Source organism: Haemophilus haemolyticus (genome assembly GCF_003351405.1).
In the GTDB taxonomy this organism is placed as follows: Bacteria; Pseudomonadota; Gammaproteobacteria; order Enterobacterales; family Pasteurellaceae; genus Haemophilus; species Haemophilus haemolyticus_N.
Genome location: NZ_CP031240.1, coordinates 600,955 through 620,425, shown reverse-complemented (window position 1 = coordinate 620,425; position 19,471 = coordinate 600,955). Strand labels below are relative to the sequence as shown.

The window sequence follows — 19,471 nt, the reverse complement described above, 5'->3', positions numbered from 1 at the left end:
AACTGCAAGTTGCTTGTTCTATGAGACTAGCACTTTATGAGAAAGTTCAAATTTTCTGAAAATTTTTTAAATGAAAATTCGGGATAAAAAAAGCCCCACAATAAATGCGGGGCAAATAACCTAAGGAACCAATTTTATTAAAACAACTGCAAGTTGCTTGTTACATAAGACAATGAGCCTTGCCATAAAGTTCATTAGAATTTGCAAAAAATGAACATTTATTCAAATTTATTTTTAATTTACTGATTTATAAGGAAAACTTTATGCCATTACTTGATAGTTTTAAAGTGGATCATACCAAAATGAATGCACCAGCGGTACGTGTTGCAAAAACGATGCGCACGCCAAAAGGTGACGACATTACCATTTTTGATTTACGTTTCTGTATTCCAAATAAAGAAATTCTTCCTTCAAAAGGTATTCATACGCTTGAACATTTGTTTGCGGGTTTTATGCGTGATCATTTAAATAGCGATAGCGTTGAAATTATTGATATTTCTCCGATGGGATGTCGCACGGGATTTTATATGTCCTTGATTGGTAGGCCAAATGAACAGCAAGTAGCACAAGCTTGGTTAGCTTCAATGCAAGATATTTTAGGTGTGCAAGATCAAACAACTATCCCTGAATTAAATATTTATCAATGTGGTACTTATACGGAACATTCTTTGGAAGAAGCACACGAAATTGCAAAAAATGTTATCGCACGCGGTGTGGGCGTGAATAAAAATGAAGATTTGGCACTCGATGATTCGTTATTAAAATAGGAGAAATCATGACAACACTTGGCACAGCATTAACCCCTAATGCAACCAAAGTAATGATGTTGGGTTCTGGTGAATTGGGTAAAGAAGTAGTGATTGAATTGCAACGTTTAGGCGTTGAAGTTATTGCAGTTGATCGCTATGAAAATGCCCCAGCACAACAAGTAGCACATCGTGCATACGCCATTTCTATGTTAGATGGTAATGCATTGAAAGCGCTTGTTGAAAAAGAAAAGCCTGACTATATAGTTCCCGAAGTTGAAGCCATTTCAACTGCCACTTTGGTTGAATTAGAACAAGCCGGCTTTAATGTTGTGCCGACTGCAAAAGCCACTCAACTTACGATGAATCGTGAAGGGATTCGTCGTCTAGCTTCAGAAGAGTTAGGGCTACCAACTTCGCCTTACCAATTTGTGGATAATTTTTCGGACTTTCAAAGTTCGGTTGAAAAAATTGGTATTCCTTGCGTGGTGAAACCGATTATGTCTTCTTCTGGACATGGGCAAAGCATTCTAAAGTCTAAAGATGACATTCAAAAAGCTTGGGATTACGCGCAAGAAGGTGGGCGTGCAGGTGCAGGTCGAGTAATTGTTGAAGGCTTTGTCAAATTTGATTATGAAATCACGTTACTGACAGTACGCCATATCAATGGTACAAGTTTCCTTGCGCCAATAGGTCATCGTCAAGAAGATGGTGATTATCGGGAATCTTGGCAGCCTCAAGCTATGTCGGATATTGCATTATCAAAAGCGCAATCGATTGCTGAGAAGGTTACCGGTGCATTGGGTGGATTCGGTATTTTCGGTGTGGAGATGTTTGTGTGTGGTGACGAGGTGATTTTCAATGAAGTATCGCCTCGTCCTCATGATACGGGAATGGTAACGCTGATTTCTCAAGAGCTTTCTGAATTCGCTTTACATGCTCGTGCAATCTTAGGTTTACCAATCCCAGAAATTACGTTGATTAGCCCATCGGCGTCTAAAGCTATTGTTGTTGAAGGTAAATCACAAAATGTGCAATTTGGTGGAATCGAAAAAGTACTGGCACAACCTCATACTAATATTCGATTATTTGGTAAAGGAGAAGTGAATGGCCATCGACGCTTAGGCGTTTTACTTGCGCGTGATGTATCCGTTGAAAAAGCGTTGGAAAAAGTAAAACAAGCTTATGAACAGCTAGAAATTAGTTTATAAAAATCGAAAGTGCGGTAAAAATTTATCGCATTTTATTAAATGACTAACAGTCGATTTTTTAGAGATATTAGGTTCATAAAAAACGCACTTTCTACAAAGTGCGTTTTATTTTTAGAAACGATTAATTAGCAGTCTTGTTTGCCATAAGCATCTTGGCGAAGAATGTGACGAACACCTTCATCAAATTCTGCTAATACGCGATCTGCATCTTTTGGATCTTTACCGCGCGCATCTAAGTAGAATTTAATTTTTGGCTCAGTACCTGAAGGACGAGCAATTAAGCGTCCGCCATTTTCCAAGTTAAATACAAGGATATCGCTTTGACGATCTGTTTTAGTATGGTCGATAAATTGTGCCACTTTCACGCCAGCGATTTCTGCTGGTGGATTGTTGCGAAGTGCGGCCATTAATTTTCCAATTTCTGAAAGATCGCTTACTCGAATAGAGATTTGACCACTCACATAAGCACCAAATTCTTTGGTAAATTCATCAGCATAATCTGCTAAAGTTTTACCTTGCTTTTTCAAGTTACGTACAAGATCTAAGAACACGATTGTTGCAGAAATACCGTCTTTATCGCGTACTTTGTCTGGGTCAACTAAATAGCCCAATGCTTCTTCAAAACCAAACAATAAGCCAGATACTTTGCCGATATATTTGAAACCGGTTAAGGTTTCTTCTGATTGGAAACCGTATTTTTTCGCAATTTCAGCGAGTGCAGGAGAAGAAACAAGTGAGCAAGCCAATGTGCCTTGTTTACCTTGATATTGTTTTGCTAAGTACCAACCTAAGAAACAGCCTACCACATTACCATGTAGTGATTTCCAGTTGCCTTGCGCATCAGGCACAGCAACGGCTAAACGGTCTGCATCTGGGTCATTAGCAATGATGAATTCAGCATTCTTTTCTTTTGCCACTTTAATTGCTAAATCCAACGCGCCTTTTTCTTCTGGATTTGGGAAATTCACAGTCGGGAAAGTGCCATCTGGCCAAACTTGATCTGCGACTACGTGAGGTTGTGGTAAGCCTGCTTTTGCTAGCGTTTTACTTAAAACTTCATAGCCAACACCGTGCATAGCGGTATAAACATAGTTAATGTCGCAAGCTGGCTCTTTAGCTAATGATGCTGTTTTTGCAATGTACGCATCTACTACTTCATCATTTAACACCACATAATTATCGCTACGTGGTAAATCTTGGATATTGCCAGCCGCAACTTTATCAATTAATGCTGCGATGTCTTTATCTGCTGGTGAAACGATTTGACCGCCGCCATTTGCTTTGCCCAAATATACTTTATAGCCGTTATCTTCCGGTGGATTATGGCTTGCTGTCACCATTACACCTGCAGTGGTATCAAAATATTGGATAGCATAAGCCAAAACTGGGGTAGGTAATTTGCGTGGTAATAAATAGGCTTTCACGCCTGCCCCCGCCATAATTTCAGCGGTATCGCGGGCAAAAACATCAGAGTTTTTACGGCCATCGTAACCAATTACGATAGATGGTTCTTTATCGTAACCTTTTAAATATTCCGCCAAACCGCCAGCAGCTTGAGAAACTAAAACTCGGTTCATCCCCATTGAGCCAGCTTGTAAACGGCCACGTAAACCTGCCGTACCAAATTGTAAACGACCATCAAAACGCGCGTGTAATTCTGCTTCAGCCGCTTTATCTCCGCCTTTTGCTGCATCTAAAAGTGCGGTTAATTCTGCACGAGTTTCTGCGTCAGGATCTTGGTTTAACCAATTTTGCGCTACATGAAAAAGAGTTGTCATAGGATCATCCTTATTCTCTTGAAATAAATAAATCGCTGCTAGACTAGCCGAAATCACCCAAAATGGGAACGGATAATTATCAAAATTTTGATCTACTTAACATTTTTTGTTCACGCAATCGGTTATCCGAGCGAATTAGGAAAGCCGTTTGTTGCATAGGCATTTATTTGAAAAATTCGCTATAATACCGCCTCAATATTTACGGCAAAATTTAACCGCACTTTAAGGATTTTCAATGTCATCCCAGCCTCGTTTCATCCATCTTCGCACGCACACAGATTTTTCGATGATTGATAGTATCGTCAAAGTAAAACCTCTCGTGAAAGCTTGTGCTGCCAATGAAATGGTTGCGATGGGATTAACAGATTTTACTAATTTTTGTGGTGTTGTGCGTTTTTATGGCGAAATGCTTTCTTCGGGGATGAAGCCAATTATCGGTGCAGATGTAAAAGTAAAAAGCACATTGTGTGGCGATGAATACTTTGATCTTACTTTGCTGGCTAAAAATAATGAAGGCTATAAAAATATTACTTTATTGTTATCAAAGGCTTATCAACGAGGTTATAACGATTTACCTTATATTGATCAAGATTGGTTAATTGAACATCACGAGGGTGTGATTATTTTGTCAGGGGGGACACAAGGCGATGTAGGTAAAAAATTGTTGAAAGAAAACGTAGCCGAAATTGAAAGTGCGGTCGCTTTTTACCAAGAATTTTTTGCTGATCATTTTTATTTGGCATTAAGCCGTACTGGTCGCCCAAATGAAGAACGTTATATTCAAGCGGCTTTGAAATTAGCAGAACGTTGCAATTTACCACTAGTCGCAACTAATGATGTGATGTTTTTGAATGCAGAGGATTTTGAAGCCCATGAAATTCGCGTAGCGATTCACGATGGCTATACTTTAGACGATCCTAAACGTCCAAAACGTTATACTCCACAACAATATTTCCGCAGCGAAGACGAAATGTGCAAGTTATTCGCTGACATTCCTTCCGCTCTCGAAAATACCTTATTAATTGCGCAACGTTGTAGCGTCACTTTGCGTCTCGGTCAATATTTCTTACCTCAATTCCCGACGGGAGATTTGACTACAGAAGATTTCTTGGTGCAAAAAGCCAAAGAAGGTTTGGAAGCGCGTTTAGCTTTTTTATTCCCCGATGAAAAAGTGCGGTTAGAAAAACGACCAAAATATGATGAACGCTTACAGGTTGAGCTGGATGTGATTAACCAAATGGGATTCCCGGGTTATTTCTTGATCGTAATGGAATTTATTCAGTGGTCGAAAGATAACGACATTCCTGTTGGGCCAGGTCGTGGTTCTGGTGCGGGTTCATTAGTGGCTTATGCATTAAAAATCACTGATTTAGATCCGCTAGAGTTTGATTTGCTATTTGAACGTTTTTTAAATCCAGAACGTGTGTCTATGCCCGATTTCGACGTGGATTTCTGTATGGATGGTCGAGACCGAGTGATTGAACACGTTGCTGAAACCTACGGCCGTGGCGCGGTATCACAAATTATTACCTTTGGAACCATGGCTGCAAAAGCGGTGATTCGTGATGTGGGGCGCGTATTGGGGCATCCGTATGGTTTCGTTGATCGTATTTCGAAATTAATTCCGCCAGATCCTGGTATGACACTTGCGAAAGCATTTGAGGCCGAGCCGCAATTACAGGCTGCCTACGATAGCGATGAAGAAGTGCAAGCCTTGATCGATATGGCGCGCAAGCTGGAGGGCGTGACGCGTAATGCTGGTAAACATGCTGGTGGCGTGGTCATTTCGCCAACCTTAATTACTGATTTTGCACCGCTCTATTGTGATAATGAAGGCTTACATCCCGTTACTCACTTTGATAAAAATGATGTGGAATATGCAGGGCTTGTGAAATTCGACTTCTTAGGCTTGCGTACTCTCACTATCATTAAATGGGCATTAGATATGATTAATGCTCGTATGGTGCGTGAAGGCAAGCCTCGAGTAGATATTGCTGCCATTCCACTTGATGATCCTGAATCTTTTGAATTACTTAAACGTTCCGAAACTACAGCCGTGTTCCAGCTGGAATCGCGTGGTATGAAGGATTTGATTAAGCGCCTGCAGCCAGACTGTTTTGAAGATATCATTGCGTTGGTGGCATTGTTCCGTCCTGGTCCGCTACAATCAGGCATGGTAGATAACTTTATTGACCGTAAACATGGGCGAGAAGAAGTGTCTTACCCAGATGCAGAATATCAACATGAAAGCTTGAAACCTATTCTTGAGCCAACCTACGGTATTATTTTGTATCAAGAACAAGTGATGCAAATTGCGCAGGTGCTGGCTGGCTATACCTTGGGTGGGGCTGATTTATTGCGTCGTGCAATGGGTAAGAAAAAGCCAGAGGAAATGGCAAAACAGCGTTCTGTATTTAAAGAAGGTGCGGAGAAAAACGGCGTAGATGGCGAGCTATCCATGAAGATTTTCGACTTGGTGGAAAAATTTGCTGGCTATGGTTTTAATAAATCTCACTCCGCTGCTTATGCCTTGGTGTCTTACCAAACCCTTTGGCTCAAAACCCATTTCCCTGCAGAATTTATGGCAGCGGTAATGACATCTGAAATGGATAACACGGATAAAATCGTAGGTTTGTACGACGAATGTTTACGTATGGGCTTAAAAGTAACGCCACCAGATATTAATATCGGTAAACACCATTTTAGCGTCAATGAACAAGGTGATATTGTATATGGTATTGGCGCGATTAAAGGGGTAGGAGAAGGTCCGATTGAAGCACTTGTGACGGCAAGAAATGAAGGGGGGATTTTCAAAGATTTATTCGATTTATGCGCTCGTGTAGATTTGAAAAAAATTAACCGTCGTACCTTTGAAAGCCTAATTATGTCGGGTGCCTTTGATAAATTAGGCCCACATCGCGCCGCACTTTCTAAGAATTTAGAAGATGCGCTTAGAGCTTCCGATCAGCATGCGAAAGATGAAGCAATGGGTCAAACGGATATGTTCGGTGTGCTGACTGAAACCCATGAAGAAGTGGAAAATGCCTACGCCAATACACCACCTTATACCGAAAAACAAATCCTTGATGGTGAACGAGAAACCTTGGGGCTTTATTTAAGTAGCCATCCTGTTAGTCGTTATTTGAAAGAACTTTCTCATTACACTTCAACTCGCTTAAAAGATCTTGCACCAAATCGTCGTGGGCAAATTAGCACTGTGGCGGGGCTAGTTGTGGCATCGAGAATTGCGATGACGAAAAAAGGCAATCGTCTAGGTATTGCAACATTGGACGACCGTTCAGGTCGTTTAGATTTAACATTATTTGGTGAAAGCCTAGAACAATTTGGTGAGAAATTACAAAAAGATACGGTGATTGTTGCTTCTGGGCAGGTGAGCTTTGATGATTTCTCTGGTGGCTTAAAAATGACGGTGCGCGAGTTGATGACCTTGGATGAGGCTCGTTCTCGTTATGTCAAATCCTTAGCTATTAGTCTTTCTGAGTACCAAATTACACCAAGTTTCATTAAACAACTTAAAGCATTACTTGAGCCTGTTAGTGGTGGAACGTTGCCGATTAACGTGTATTATCAAAGTCCGAAAGGTCGTGCGTTGTTACGTTTGGGTGTGCAATGGTCGATTATTCCAACAGATGAAATTCTGACGGAATTGGTGAATTTACTTGGCGAAAGTGCGGTGGAATTAGAGTTTGAATAATACAAAGGCGTGAAAAATATCACGCCTTTTTTATAAGATTAACGTAAGAAATAACGATAAGATTTGCTTTCTGTCACATCTTCAAAAACATAATTGAGTTGGGCAAGAGCCTGTTCAAATTCTGTTTGTTCGTGTTCTTCAATTTGGAAACCTGCAAGGATATTTCCATAATCTGCGCCGTGGGCTCGATAGTGGAATAATGAAATATTCCAACGATTTTGCAACGTTTCCAAGAATTTCAATAATGCACCTTTTTGTTCAGGAAATTCGAACGTATATAAGCGTTCGTTATCATTGGCTGCGCGACCCCCCATTAAATAGCGAACATGCGTTTTCGCAATATCATCATCAGACATATCCTCAACATCAAAACCATTTTTAGTGAGGTCTGCAATAATATCTGCTTTTTCTTGCTCATTTGTCGTTCTTACCCCAACAAACACGCAAGCACGTTTATCATCTGCATAACGATAACTGAATTCACTTACAGCTCGGTTACCTAATACATAAGCAAATTTTAAGAAACTACCAGGTTGTTCAGGCATGGTCACAGCTAATAAAGCTTCTCTGTTTTCACCAATTTCACAACGTTCAGATACATAACGTAATGTGTGGAAATTCAAGTTCGCACCAGACAAAATTGCCGCCATATTTTTACCTTCAATATGGTTTTGTTTTGCATATTTTTTCAAACCAGCTAAACCTAATGCACCTGATGGTTCTGCAACAGCACGAACGTTCTCAAATAAATCTTTCATTGCTGCGCACACTTCGTCACTATCGACCAGTACCATATCATCAAGATATTGCTGACATAGACGGAATGTTTCGTCACCAATACGTTTTACGGCAACGCCATCTGCAAATAATCCAACATGATTTAAATCTGTTGGTTCGCCTTTATCGAGAGCAGCTTTTAAGCATGCAGAATCCTTTGATTCTACACCAATGATTTTAATTTCCGGCATAAATTGCTTAAGCAAAATTGCTACACCTGCAGCTAAGCCACCCCCGCCGACTTGTACAAACACATAATCCAAATCTGCCACTTGTTGTAGCATTTCCATCGCTAACGTGCCTTGTCCTGCGATCACTAATGGATGATCGAATGGTGGAATAAATGTCATGTTTTTTTCTTTTGAAAGCTCAATCGCTTTTGCTTTGGCTTCATCGAAATTAGCACCATGCAACAACACCTCACCACCAAAACCACGCACTGCATCCACTTTAATGCTTGGGGTGTTTTGTGGCATGACGATCAATGCTTTTAAGCCTAATTGTTTCGCTGATAATGCCACGCCTTGCGCATGGTTACCTGCAGATGCCGCTATTACGCCAGCTGCTTTTTGTTCTGCTGAAAGGCTAGAAATCATGGCGTAAGCGCCGCGTAGTTTAAAACTATTTACTGGCTGACGGTCTTCACGTTTAATCCAGATATTATTGTGCAGTCGTTCAGAAAGTTTTCCCATTTTTTGTAAAGGGGTCACTTGCGCTGCTTCATATACGCGTGAACCAAGTTTAACAATGGCATTGATATAATCTGATTGAGAAGGTTGAGGATTGGTGAGTAGGTTTTTCATAGTGTTTGTTTTGATGATGAAGTGCGGTTAGTTTTTCCTTTGTTTTATCCCCCTCTTATGAAGGAGGGGGAACCGTTAAATTATTTTAATAATGTTTTATCGCGTACCGCACCTTTGTCTGCAGAGGTTGCAAAGTGACCGAATACTTTCAATGCGAAAGATACTTCACGTTCACGGTTAGCAGGCTGCCAACCTTTTTGATCTTGTTCAGCTCTGCGTGCTGCGAGTTCTTCATTACTGATTTCTAAGTTAATTGCACGGTTTGGAATATCAATGTTGATAATATCGCCATCGCGTACTAAGCCTATTGCACCGCCAGAAGCAGCTTCTGGTGATGCGTGTCCAATAGACAAGCCTGATGTACCACCAGAGAAACGGCCATCCGTTAATAAAGCGCATTTTTTGCCCAAGCCCATCGATTTTAAGTAACTGGTTGGGTATAACATTTCTTGCATACCAGGTCCGCCTTTAGGGCCTTCGTAACGGATAACAACAACATGACCTTCTTTGACTTTGCCACCTAAAATGCCTGCAACCGCATCTTCTTGGCTTTCAAATACGATTGCAGTGCCAGTGAATTTCCAAATAGATTCATCTACGCCCGCGGTTTTAACGATACATCCATCTTCCGCGAGATTACCGAATAATACGGCTAAGCCACCTTCTTGCGAGATCGCATTTTCTTTATTGCGAATACAACCGTTTACACGATCATTATCGACGGTATCCCAGCGACAATCTTGTGAGAATGCTTGAGTTGTGCGGATGCCTGCAGGGCCTGCACGGAAGAATTTGTGTAATTCTTCGTCTTTGTTACGAATGATATCATATTGATTTAATTGTTCTTCTAGTGTTGTTCCTAGCACGGTTTTGGTGTTGCGATGGATTAAACCCGCACGATCTAATTCACCCAATAAGCCCATAATGCCACCTGCACGGTGTACATCTTCCATGTGGTATTTATTAGTATTTGGTGCAATTTTGCTTAAGCAAGGGACAACACGGGATAAGCGATCGATATCAGCCATTTGGAAATCTACGCCAGCTTCTTGAGCAGCCGCTAATAAGTGTAAAACGGTATTACTTGAACCACCCATCGCAATATCTAAACTCATGGCATTTTCAAAGGCTTCAAATGTACCGATTGAACGTGGCAGTATACTTTCATCATCTTGTTCATAATAGCGTTTGCAAAGCTCAACAATTTGACGACCTGCTTTTAGGAATAATTCTTTGCGGTCAGCATGGGTCGCCAACATAGAACCATTGCCTGGTAAAGATAAACCTAACGCTTCAGTTAAGCAATTCATAGAGTTAGCGGTAAACATTCCTGAGCAAGAACCACAAGTTGGGCACGCACTACGCTCAATGGCATCAATGCGTTCATCTGACACATTCGGATCGGCTGCTTCAATCATCGCATCAACCAAATCTAAGCGGATTAATTGATCAGAAAGTTTAGTTTTACCTGCTTCCATCGGGCCGCCTGAGACAAAAATTGTCGGAATGTTCAAACGCATTGCCGCCATCAACATTCCCGGGGTGATTTTGTCACAGTTGGAAATACACACCATCGCATCAGCACAGTGCGCATTAACCATATATTCCACGCTATCTGAGATTAAATCACGGCTTGGTAAAGAATAAAGCATTCCACCGTGACCCATTGCGATACCATCATCCACCGCAATGGTGTTAAATTCTTTTGCTACGCCGCCAGCTTTTTCAATTTCAGCTGCAACAAGCTGTCCCATATCTTTTAAATGAACATGCCCTGGCACAAATTGGGTGAAAGAGTTCACCACCGCAATAATCGGTTTACCAAAGTCATTTTCTTTCATTCCTGTCGCACGCCATAAGGCACGTGCGCCTGCCATATTACGACCTTGTGTACTAGTCGCTGAACGTAGTTTTGGCATAAATAATCTCTCCGAGTAAATTTTAGGGTTTGTTTTTATTTTCCAGATAAAGACTGAATTGCATAAAAAGGTAATGAGATAATTGCTAATGGTACAAAAATAATCATTGCCGCTGATGCTCGTCCAGCTACTGTAATGTTATCCTCTGTTGCTTCAGCACTGAATCTTTTTTCTTGACGATATTCTAAGTACTTAGTTTCCAAAGGTTTAATCAATTTGGCTTTTTTTAAAATCTCATTTTTATTTTTAATATCAACAATTTCACCATCTTCCATTCTAAAAAATATATTATGCTCCTGCATATTGTAATAATTTTGTCCATAGAGCTCATTAGATTGCTTTTGGGTAAGCTCTTTATCATTAAAATATAGTGTTAATGTAGCTTTCACTTTGTTTTTTTCAACATCTTTAGCGATAGAATGAATTTTCACAGATGATATGTTTTTTACATAAGGTGATCGTAAGATACGAATTAAATCTCCAGTTTCACTATATTTTGAACCGGCAAAGTGATAACTATTAAGTTGCCCTATAGCATAAATGTTGTCTTCTGCTATAAAGAAAGAGTGTATTACTTCTTTTTGAGAAGATAGTTCTTTATCTTGTAATGAAGTGCATCCAAATAGTACGAAAGTAATAAGTAACTCCAATAACAAACGTATATTTTTCATTATTTTATCTCCAGCACATCTGGCAATTTCGCCAACTGATTCACTAATAGATCTAAAGTGCGGTCAGATTTTACGGTGATTTTTAACCGCACTTGGGTTTCAATTAGTGTCATTTCCATTGTTGTAACGGTGAAACCGCGGTGGCGTGCTACTCGTAAAATGCGTTCCAATACTTCAGGACGATGGCGAGTGACGAGTTCAAGTTTATATTCATTCATTAGTTCATCTCCTCTACCATATCCGCGTTACATGCACCCGGTGGCACAAGTGGCCATACACATTCATCAGGTGGAATACATACTTGTAATAAATAGGCTGTTTTGCTGTTTAATAATCGGTTGAGTGCTGCATCCACATCATCGGCGGACTCAATACGTTCTGCAGGAATACCGAACGCGTTAGCAAGCATTACAAAATCTGGGTTGTCATCTAAAATGGTTTCACTGCGACGTTTATTCCAGAATAAATCCTGCCATTGGCGAACCATACCTAAGCGTTGGTTATCCAATAGCAAAATTTTTACCGGTAAATTGCCACGTTTGATTGAACCCAATTCTTGGATATTCATCATGAGTGAGCCATCACCCGTAACCAAAATGACTTCATCTTGTGGGCGTGCTTTTTTTGCCCCCACAGCAGCGGGTAAGCCAAAGCCCATTGTGCCGAAACCTGCCGAAGTAATGTAGTTCTCTGGCGAAAAATGCTTCATATGTTGCGCTGACCACATTTGATGCTGACCTACATCGGTACAAATTACCGCATTATTTGGTTTTCTATTAGATAGGGTGTTGAGTAATGCCCAAGGATCAATCGGGCGATTGCCTTGATTTTCAAGATAAGTGAAATCTAATTTTGCTTTGAAATTTCTGATTTGTTCACGCCAAGGTTCAATATCAAGCTCTTGTTTGAGTGCATTAAGTGCTTGGATTAAATCCCCTTGTAGGGCAACATCTGCACGGCGTAATTTATGAATTTCCGCTGCATCAATATCACAATGAATCACTTTAGCGTGAGGAGCAAAGGTATCGAGTTTACCTGTTACACGATCGTCAAAACGAGCACCGCATACGAGTAATAAATCACTTTCTTGCACGGCAAAATTAGCAGCTTTCGTACCATGCATACCAATCATTCCCATATACACATCATCGTTTGGATCAATTGCACCTAAACCTTTTAGAGTTGAGACAGATGGCATTTGAGTCTGGGTTAAAAATTCGCGTAGGGCAGGAACAGCCTTCGCCATACCAACGCCGCCACCCACATAAAGCACCGGTTTTTTAGCATTTTTTAATAATTCTTTTGCTTCAGCGAGTTTATCTACTGAAAGTGCGGTCGGTTTTTCTAGTGTTTTAACGTAGGCTTTTATATTTACAGGTACTTTACCAACTTGAATATCACGAGGCACATCAATAAGAACTGGGCCGGGGCGTCCGCTTTGGGCAATTTCAAAGGCTTCCGCAAAAACATCGGCTAATTCATCCGCACTTTGAACGATAAAGCTGTGTTTAGTGCAAGCAAGAGAAAGTCCTAGAACATCGGCTTCTTGGAACGCATCCGTGCCGATTAATGGGGAGGAAACTTGACCGGTAATGGCTACAACGGGAATGGAGTCCATCATGGCATCGCCTAATCCAGTAACTAAATTGGTGGCGCCAGGGCCTGATGTTGCAATACAGACGCCTACTTTTCCTGTGGAACGAGCATAACCGATCGCTGCGATGGCAGCCCCTTGTTCATTACGACAAAGTAAGTGATCTAAGCCTGCGTCATAAAGGGCATCGTAGGTTGGCATGATTGCGCCGCCTGGATAGCCGAAAAGAGTCGTAACATGGTGTGATTTCAGGCACTCCATGATGAGTTGTGCACCTGTCATTGTGTTTGTTTCCTGTTGTTTTTATTTTGGGATAAGTTCAGCATTGTAGCGAAATTTCGAGTCATTGGTAGGGTTTGGGACGAAAAAAACGAAAAAAGTGCGGTGAAAATAGGCTTGTTCTGAATGTTTATGTTCTTTTTATTAAAAAATTAGTGAATTTTTACCGCTCTTTGTGCTTATTTATTGACTGATGATTAGATTTCATTATATTGAAACTCTTTTAATTTTTTTACATAGGATAATTTATGGCGCACTCAGCCCAAAAAGCGCAAAAGCGTGAGACTTTTTCTGGTCGTCGTGCATTTATTATGGCAGCGATTGGTTCGGCCGTCGGTCTTGGTAATATTTGGCGTTTCCCTTATACCACTTATGAAAATGGTGGTGGAGCATTTATCATCCCTTACCTTATCGCGTTATTAACTGCAGGGATTCCTCTTTTATTTTTAGATTATGCAATTGGTCACCGCAATCGTGGTGGTGCACCACTTTCTTATCGCCGTGTTAGCCCGCACTTTGAGGTATTTGGTTGGTGGCAAATGATGGTGAATGTCATCATCGGATTATATTACGCTGTGGTATTAGGCTGGGCGGCAAGCTACACATATTTTTCTTTCACTGGCGCATGGGGCGATAAACCAATCGATTTCTTCATCGGTGAATTCTTAAAAATGGGTGACATTAAAAACGGTGTGAGTTTTGAATTTGTCGGTATGGTAACAGGCCCATTAATTGCAATGTGGATTGTTGCGTTAGGCGTGCTTTCTATGGGCGTTCAAAAAGGGATTGCTAAAGCATCTTCTGTATTAATGCCAGTGCTCGTTGTGATGTTTATGGCGCTTGTGATTTATTCCTTATTCTTACCAGGTGCGACAAAAGGTTTAGATGCATTATTTACGCCAGATTGGTCGAAACTTTCTAATCCAAGTGTGTGGATTGCAGCCTATGGGCAAATCTTCTTCTCTCTTTCAATCGGCTTTGGGATTATGGTGACTTATGCCTCTTATCTTAAAAAAGAATCCGATTTGACTGGCAGCGGCTTGGTTGTAGGTTTTGCTAACAGTAGCTTTGAAGTGTTAGCGGGTATCGGCGTATTTGCAGCATTAGGCTTTATTGCAACAGCGCAAGGTCAAGAAGTCAGCGAAGTGGCAAAAGGCGGAATTGGTTTAGCATTTTTTGCGTTCCCAATCATCATCAATAAAGCACCATTTGGTGAAGTGCTAGGCGTATTGTTCTTTGGATCATTAACCTTTGCGGCATTAACTTCATTCATCTCTGTAATTGAAGTAATTATCTCTGCAATTCAAGATAAAATTCGTATTAGTCGTGGGAAAGTAACGTTTATCGTGGGCGTACCAATGATGTTCGTTTCTGTCATTTTATTCGGCACGACAACTGGCTTACCAATGTTAGATGTGTTCGATAAATTCGTAAACTATTTCGGTATTGTTGCAGTAGCGTTTGCTTCTTTAATTGCGATTGTGGCAAATGAAAAACTCGGTTTATTGGGTAATCACTTAAATGAAACGTCATCTTTCAAAGTTGGTTTCTTCTGGCGTTTATGCATTGTATTAACGAGTGGTGTTTTAGCATTCATGCTTTTCAGCGAAGGGGCAAAAGTCTTCTCTGAAGGTTACGAGGGTTATCCAAACTGGTTCGTAAACACCTTTGGTTGGGGGATGTCCATTAGCTTGCTTGTCGTGGCATTCTTCCTTTCTCGCTTAAAATGGAAAAGCGAAATTAAGTTAACCGTTGATGAAACTAAAGGAGAATAAAATGAGTACTGGTGCAATTATTATGATGATCGTGTCTCTCGCTTTGGTATGGGGTGGATTGGTTTACGCTCTGATTCGATTACCAAAAGAAGAATAATCATTAATCTGACCGCACTTTAATCTGTCTCCAAAAATTTGGGCTAAATAACCAATTGATTAAGGTGTAGGTTATTAACAAACATTATTCGATATTATTTAAGGGGCTGAAGCAGATTAACATAATTGCTAATCTACTTCAGCCTATAATATTTTTAATGTTTATGTAATATTAATGCTAATTTTATATAAAAAGCTTTGTAAGCTTATATATAAGATATGGTAGATAAGAATAAAAAAGCGACCTACTTTCACATAAGTCGCTTTGGGGGATAACCTAACTAAGTATGTTTAGGTCTGAAGAAAATCATCGTAAAGATTTGCCAGAAGAAGGCTAGTGCACCGAAGATGAATACTACGTCACCACCTAAACGAACCCAACGTAAGGTATCGAATAATGATTGTTGCATAAATTCTTCACTACGTGCATACCATAAGCCTTCAGAGATACTTGCATATCCTTGGATAACACCGATAGGTAGTAAGCTTGATACTATCATCAGTACTAAACCGCCGTTTAATAACCAGAAGCCCCATTTCATTAACTTATCGTTAAATGGTGTATTTGGACGTAAGTAACGAGCGATTAAGAATACGAAGCCTAATGCTAAGAAGCCATATACGCCGAATAATGCAGCGTGAGCGTGAACGGCAGTCGTGTTCAAGCCTTGAACATAGTAGAGTGAAATCGGTGGGTTGATTAAGAAACCAAATACACCCGCACCTAACATATTCCAGAATGCAACGGCTACGAAGCAGTAAATAGGCCATTTTAAACGATCCATCCAAGGTGCCTTTTGTTTCATTGCCCAATGTTCCCAAGCTTCATGACCTAATAACACTAATGGAACCACTTCAAGTGCTGAGAATGACGCACCTACTGCGATAATTGGTGTGGTTGCACCTGCGAAGTATAGGTGGTGGAACGTACCAGGAATACCGCCGATTAAGAACAACGCTGCTTCAGTAATGGTTGCCACCGTCGCAGTACGACGTGAAACTAAACCTAAACTTACGAAGATGAATGAAAGCGCCGCTACAGAGAACACTTCAAAGAAGCCTTCTACCCATAGGTGAACTACCCACCAGCGCCAGTATTCCATCACAGAAATGTGAGTATGCTCGCCGTAGAATAATGCAGGGCCATAGAATAAGCCGATTGCAATAACAGAAGCGAAGAATAACGCTAATAAGTTTTTATCACCCGGTTGTTTGAATGCGTTCACTGTACCGCGAAGCATTAATACTAACCAGAATAAGATACCTGCAAATTTCACCGCTTGCCAGAAACGGCCTAAGTCAATGAATTCGTAACCTTGGTGACCGAACATAAAGCTCCATTCTTCAGGAAGAATATGAGCAATCGCTAAGTAGCTACCAGTGAATGAACCTATTACTAATACTACTAATGCCCAGTATAGAATATCTACGCCTAATTTCTGGAATTTTGGATCTTTACCACCATTAATGATTGGTGCAAGGAATAAACCACCAGCAAGGAAGGCCATCGCAATCCAGAATAAGGCTGATTGAATATGCCAAGTACGTATTAATGAATAAGGAAAATATTGCGAAATATCAATACCATAGAATTCTTGACCTTCAACGGTATAGTGAGCAACAATGGCCCCTAAGTTTACTTGCAGTAAGAATAATGCAAGCACGGTAAAGAGATATTTGCCTAATGCGCGTTGAGAGGGGGTAAGTTGTAACTTTGTAAGTGGATCGAACTCAGGTGTTGGTGGTTCTTTTTCATCTTCACGTTTTTTGAATGACCAAATCCATACCACGAAACCAATACCTGCAATGAGGAATACGACACTTGCAATAGACCAAATGACGTTTTCTGGTGTTGGTACGTTGTTGATTAACGGCTCATGTGGCCAGTTGTTGGTATAACTTGCATGAGTATTTGGACGTTCAGCTGAGGCAGTCCATGCTGTCCAGAAGAAGAATTTAGCTAAGTCTTTACGCGCTTGTAAGTCAGGAAGGGTATTATCCTTCATGGCAAAGTGTTCACGAGTGACTTTAGTAGCAGGATCGTCACCGTATAAAGAAATGTAGTATTGTGCCGTTTTTTCCATTGCTGCTAAACGGGTGTTCGAAAGCACAACGGTACCGTTTTCAACTTTACTACCGCGATATTCTTTGGTTAAACGCGCTTTTAATAAAGTTTGTTGTTCATCATTTAAATCAGCGAAGTTTTTACCAAACTCTTGATTCGCTGTAATGTCTAACCAGTTAGTTAGTTCACGGTGAAGCCAATCTGCTGTCCAGTCTGGTGCTTGATATGCACCATGGCCCCAAACTGACCCCACTTGCATACCGCCTGTAGTTTGCCAAGCGGTTTGACCATGTAAAATATCATCGTGCGTAATCACTTTTTCGCCAGATTCAGAAACATATTGTTGCGGAATTGGCGGTGCTTCACGATAAACTTCAAACCCATAGTAACCGAGGATGGAGAAGGCTCCAATCAATACGGCGACTAATAGGTACCAGAACTTTTTATACTGTCCCATTTTATCACTCCTAGGTTATTGAAAAATTAACTTCCTATTTAAAATCATAGGTAAGTATTTTACATAAAGCAAAATACCCGACTAATTATATCGGGTATTATGACGCAATAATAATACCTCAAATAAAGTAATTGACTAAATTAGTAGGTTATTTTTGATTGAGGTCATCAAAAAAAGCGCAGTTAAAAAATGTTTTAATAGTTTTTCAATTCCCAAAAGTATTGCCTCTCTACCAGAAGTAGTAGTTAATTTAAGTATGTAAGAAAAGGTTTAAAAATTTGAGTTTGGTGTAAGATATCAATGTTTAAGTTAATTTATGTACAGTCTAAATTTATAATAGTAGATTTACTTTGACTAAGTGCAGTTATTTTTTATACCCATGGAGTTAGAATGAAAAAATATTTCTTGTCATTATTTGCCTTACCTATTTTTTGTTTTGCTCAAGAAGAACCCATAAATCCCGCATTACTTGGATTAGGTCAGGCTTTCTTTTTTGATAAATCACTTTCTTACAATAAAACACAGAGTTGTTCTACTTGCCATATGCCTGCAGCCGCTTTTGCGGATTTACGTGAAAATGATATAGATAAAATGGTTTCGCAAGGCGATGATCCGACAAAGTTTGGTAATCGCAATACACCAACGGCCATTTATGCAAAATATTCCCCTGATTTTCATTTTGATGAAAAAATTAAGGATTATGTTGGCGGTCAATTTTGGGATGGTCGAGCAAAACATTTAGCTGAACAGGCGGGGGGACCTCCAATCAATCCTGTTGAAATGGGCATGAAAGATAAAGCCAGCGTGGTAAAACGTATTGCCGAAAATCAGGCAGTGAAAGATTACATTACCAAGCATTGGGGCGCAGAAATTTGGCAAGATGATGAGAAAATTTACGCCATTATGGAACAGGCACTGGCTGCATTTCAGCAATTAGATTTGTTTGCTCAATTCAGTTCTAAATATGACCGCACCTTGGCAGGGCAAGATAAATTTACTGAGCAAGAGGCATTAGGCAAGGCGTTATTTTTTGATAAAGAAAAAACAACTTGCAGTAATTGTCATCAGATGAATGAAAAAGATCATCGTGAAGAAACTTTTACAAATTATCGTTATTTCAATCTCGGCGTGCCAAAAAATGAGGCACTGATTGCTCACAATAAATTAGGTCAAGATTGGGTGGATAATGGATTGTTAGATAATCCAATGGTGAAAGGTGATATTGCTCAAAAAGGCAAATTTAAAGTACCGACATTGCGTAATGTCGCCGTTACTGCGCCTTATATGCATAACGGCGTATTTAAAGAGCTGCGTACCGTATTATTATTTTTGGATAGCCATAACAATCCTGAGCGTAAGATAAATCCTGAAACGGGTAAACCTTGGTCGGCAGCGGAATATGCTCCAACGATAAGCCATAATGATCTTAAAGGTAAACCGCTTACTGATGCAGAAATTGATGCGTTGGAAGCGTTTTTAAAAACGCTGACTGATGCTGCCTATGATAAAGGCGGTGAGTGAGATAGTTTCACCGCACTTAAAGCTAAAATTTAACTCACATTTCTATGTTACAATTTATAGCATC

General features: G+C 40.3%; 13 protein-coding genes. 6 read left to right on the top strand and 7 right to left on the bottom strand.

Annotated elements, in window-relative coordinates; genetic code table 11:
• The first annotated feature begins 263 nt into the window (after window positions 1-263).
• On the top strand, window positions 264-767 hold the full coding sequence (gene luxS / locus DV427_RS03075; RefSeq protein ID WP_114891260.1) for an S-ribosylhomocysteine lyase: 504 nt from the start codon (window positions 264-266) through the stop codon (window positions 765-767).
• Window positions 768-775: 8 nt separating this feature from the next.
• A complete protein-coding gene (gene purT, locus DV427_RS03070) occupies window positions 776-1,957 on the top strand; it encodes a formate-dependent phosphoribosylglycinamide formyltransferase (protein ID WP_114891259.1) in 1,182 nt (393 codons plus the stop codon).
• A gap of 125 nt (window positions 1,958-2,082) precedes the next feature.
• On the opposite strand, the gene DV427_RS03065 is transcribed toward purT, so the two are convergent.
• On the bottom strand, window positions 2,083-3,735 hold the full coding sequence (locus DV427_RS03065) for a phospho-sugar mutase (protein WP_114891258.1): 1,653 nt from the start codon (window positions 3,733-3,735) through the stop codon (window positions 2,083-2,085).
• A 235-nt stretch (window positions 3,736-3,970) separates the two neighbouring features.
• Here DV427_RS03065 and dnaE point away from each other — a divergent pair, with 235 nt between their 5' ends.
• Window positions 3,971-7,450, top strand: a complete 3,480-nt coding sequence (gene dnaE / locus DV427_RS03060) for a DNA polymerase III subunit alpha (protein WP_114891257.1) — start codon at window positions 3,971-3,973, stop codon at window positions 7,448-7,450.
• A gap of 38 nt (window positions 7,451-7,488) precedes the next feature.
• On the opposite strand, the gene ilvA is transcribed toward dnaE, so the two are convergent.
• The 5 genes from ilvA to ilvG form a co-directional block, all read right to left on the bottom strand.
• On the bottom strand, window positions 7,489-9,030 hold the full coding sequence (gene ilvA / locus DV427_RS03055) for a threonine ammonia-lyase, biosynthetic (RefSeq protein ID WP_114891256.1): 1,542 nt from the start codon (window positions 9,028-9,030) through the stop codon (window positions 7,489-7,491).
• Window positions 9,031-9,110: 80 nt separating this feature from the next.
• Complete coding sequence (gene ilvD, locus DV427_RS03050; protein ID WP_114891255.1) at window positions 9,111-10,949, bottom strand: dihydroxy-acid dehydratase; 1,839 nt, start codon at window positions 10,947-10,949, stop codon at window positions 9,111-9,113.
• A gap of 35 nt (window positions 10,950-10,984) precedes the next feature.
• Window positions 10,985-11,620 carry a hypothetical protein gene (locus DV427_RS03045; RefSeq protein ID WP_046943106.1) on the bottom strand — a complete coding sequence of 212 codons (636 nt, stop codon included), beginning with the start codon at window positions 11,618-11,620 and terminating at the stop codon, window positions 10,985-10,987.
• Window positions 11,620-11,838 (bottom strand): acetolactate synthase 2 small subunit, encoded by a 219-nt coding sequence (ilvM, locus tag DV427_RS03040; RefSeq protein ID WP_114891254.1) that lies wholly within the window; start codon window positions 11,836-11,838, stop codon window positions 11,620-11,622. Before ilvM ends, DV427_RS03045 begins: the two co-directional genes overlap by 1 nt.
• A complete protein-coding gene (ilvG, locus tag DV427_RS03035) occupies window positions 11,838-13,496 on the bottom strand; it encodes an acetolactate synthase 2 catalytic subunit (protein ID WP_114891253.1) in 1,659 nt (552 codons plus the stop codon). Before ilvG ends, ilvM begins: the two co-directional genes overlap by 1 nt.
• Window positions 13,497-13,741: 245 nt before the next feature.
• Between ilvG and DV427_RS03030 the strand changes: the two genes are divergently transcribed.
• Both DV427_RS03030 and DV427_RS03025 read left to right on the top strand, forming a co-directional pair.
• Window positions 13,742-15,268 (top strand): sodium-dependent transporter, encoded by a 1,527-nt coding sequence (locus DV427_RS03030; RefSeq protein WP_114891252.1) that lies wholly within the window; start codon window positions 13,742-13,744, stop codon window positions 15,266-15,268.
• A 1-nt stretch (window position 15,269) separates the two neighbouring features.
• A complete protein-coding gene (locus DV427_RS03025) occupies window positions 15,270-15,365 on the top strand; it encodes a methionine/alanine import family NSS transporter small subunit (protein WP_005629210.1) in 96 nt (31 codons plus the stop codon).
• A gap of 280 nt (window positions 15,366-15,645) precedes the next feature.
• Here DV427_RS03025 and DV427_RS03020 read toward each other — a convergent pair whose 3' ends face one another.
• Window positions 15,646-17,886: a nitric-oxide reductase large subunit gene (locus DV427_RS03020; RefSeq protein ID WP_114891251.1), complete on the bottom strand. Its 2,241-nt coding sequence runs from the start codon at window positions 17,884-17,886 to the stop codon at window positions 15,646-15,648.
• Between the two features lie 390 nt (window positions 17,887-18,276).
• On the opposite strand from DV427_RS03020, the gene DV427_RS03015 reads away from it, so the two are divergent.
• The gene (locus DV427_RS03015; protein ID WP_114891250.1) at window positions 18,277-19,407 is read left to right on the top strand and encodes a cytochrome-c peroxidase; all 1,131 of its coding nucleotides are present in this window, start codon (window positions 18,277-18,279) and stop codon (window positions 19,405-19,407) included.
• The last annotated feature ends 64 nt before the right edge of the window (window positions 19,408-19,471 follow it).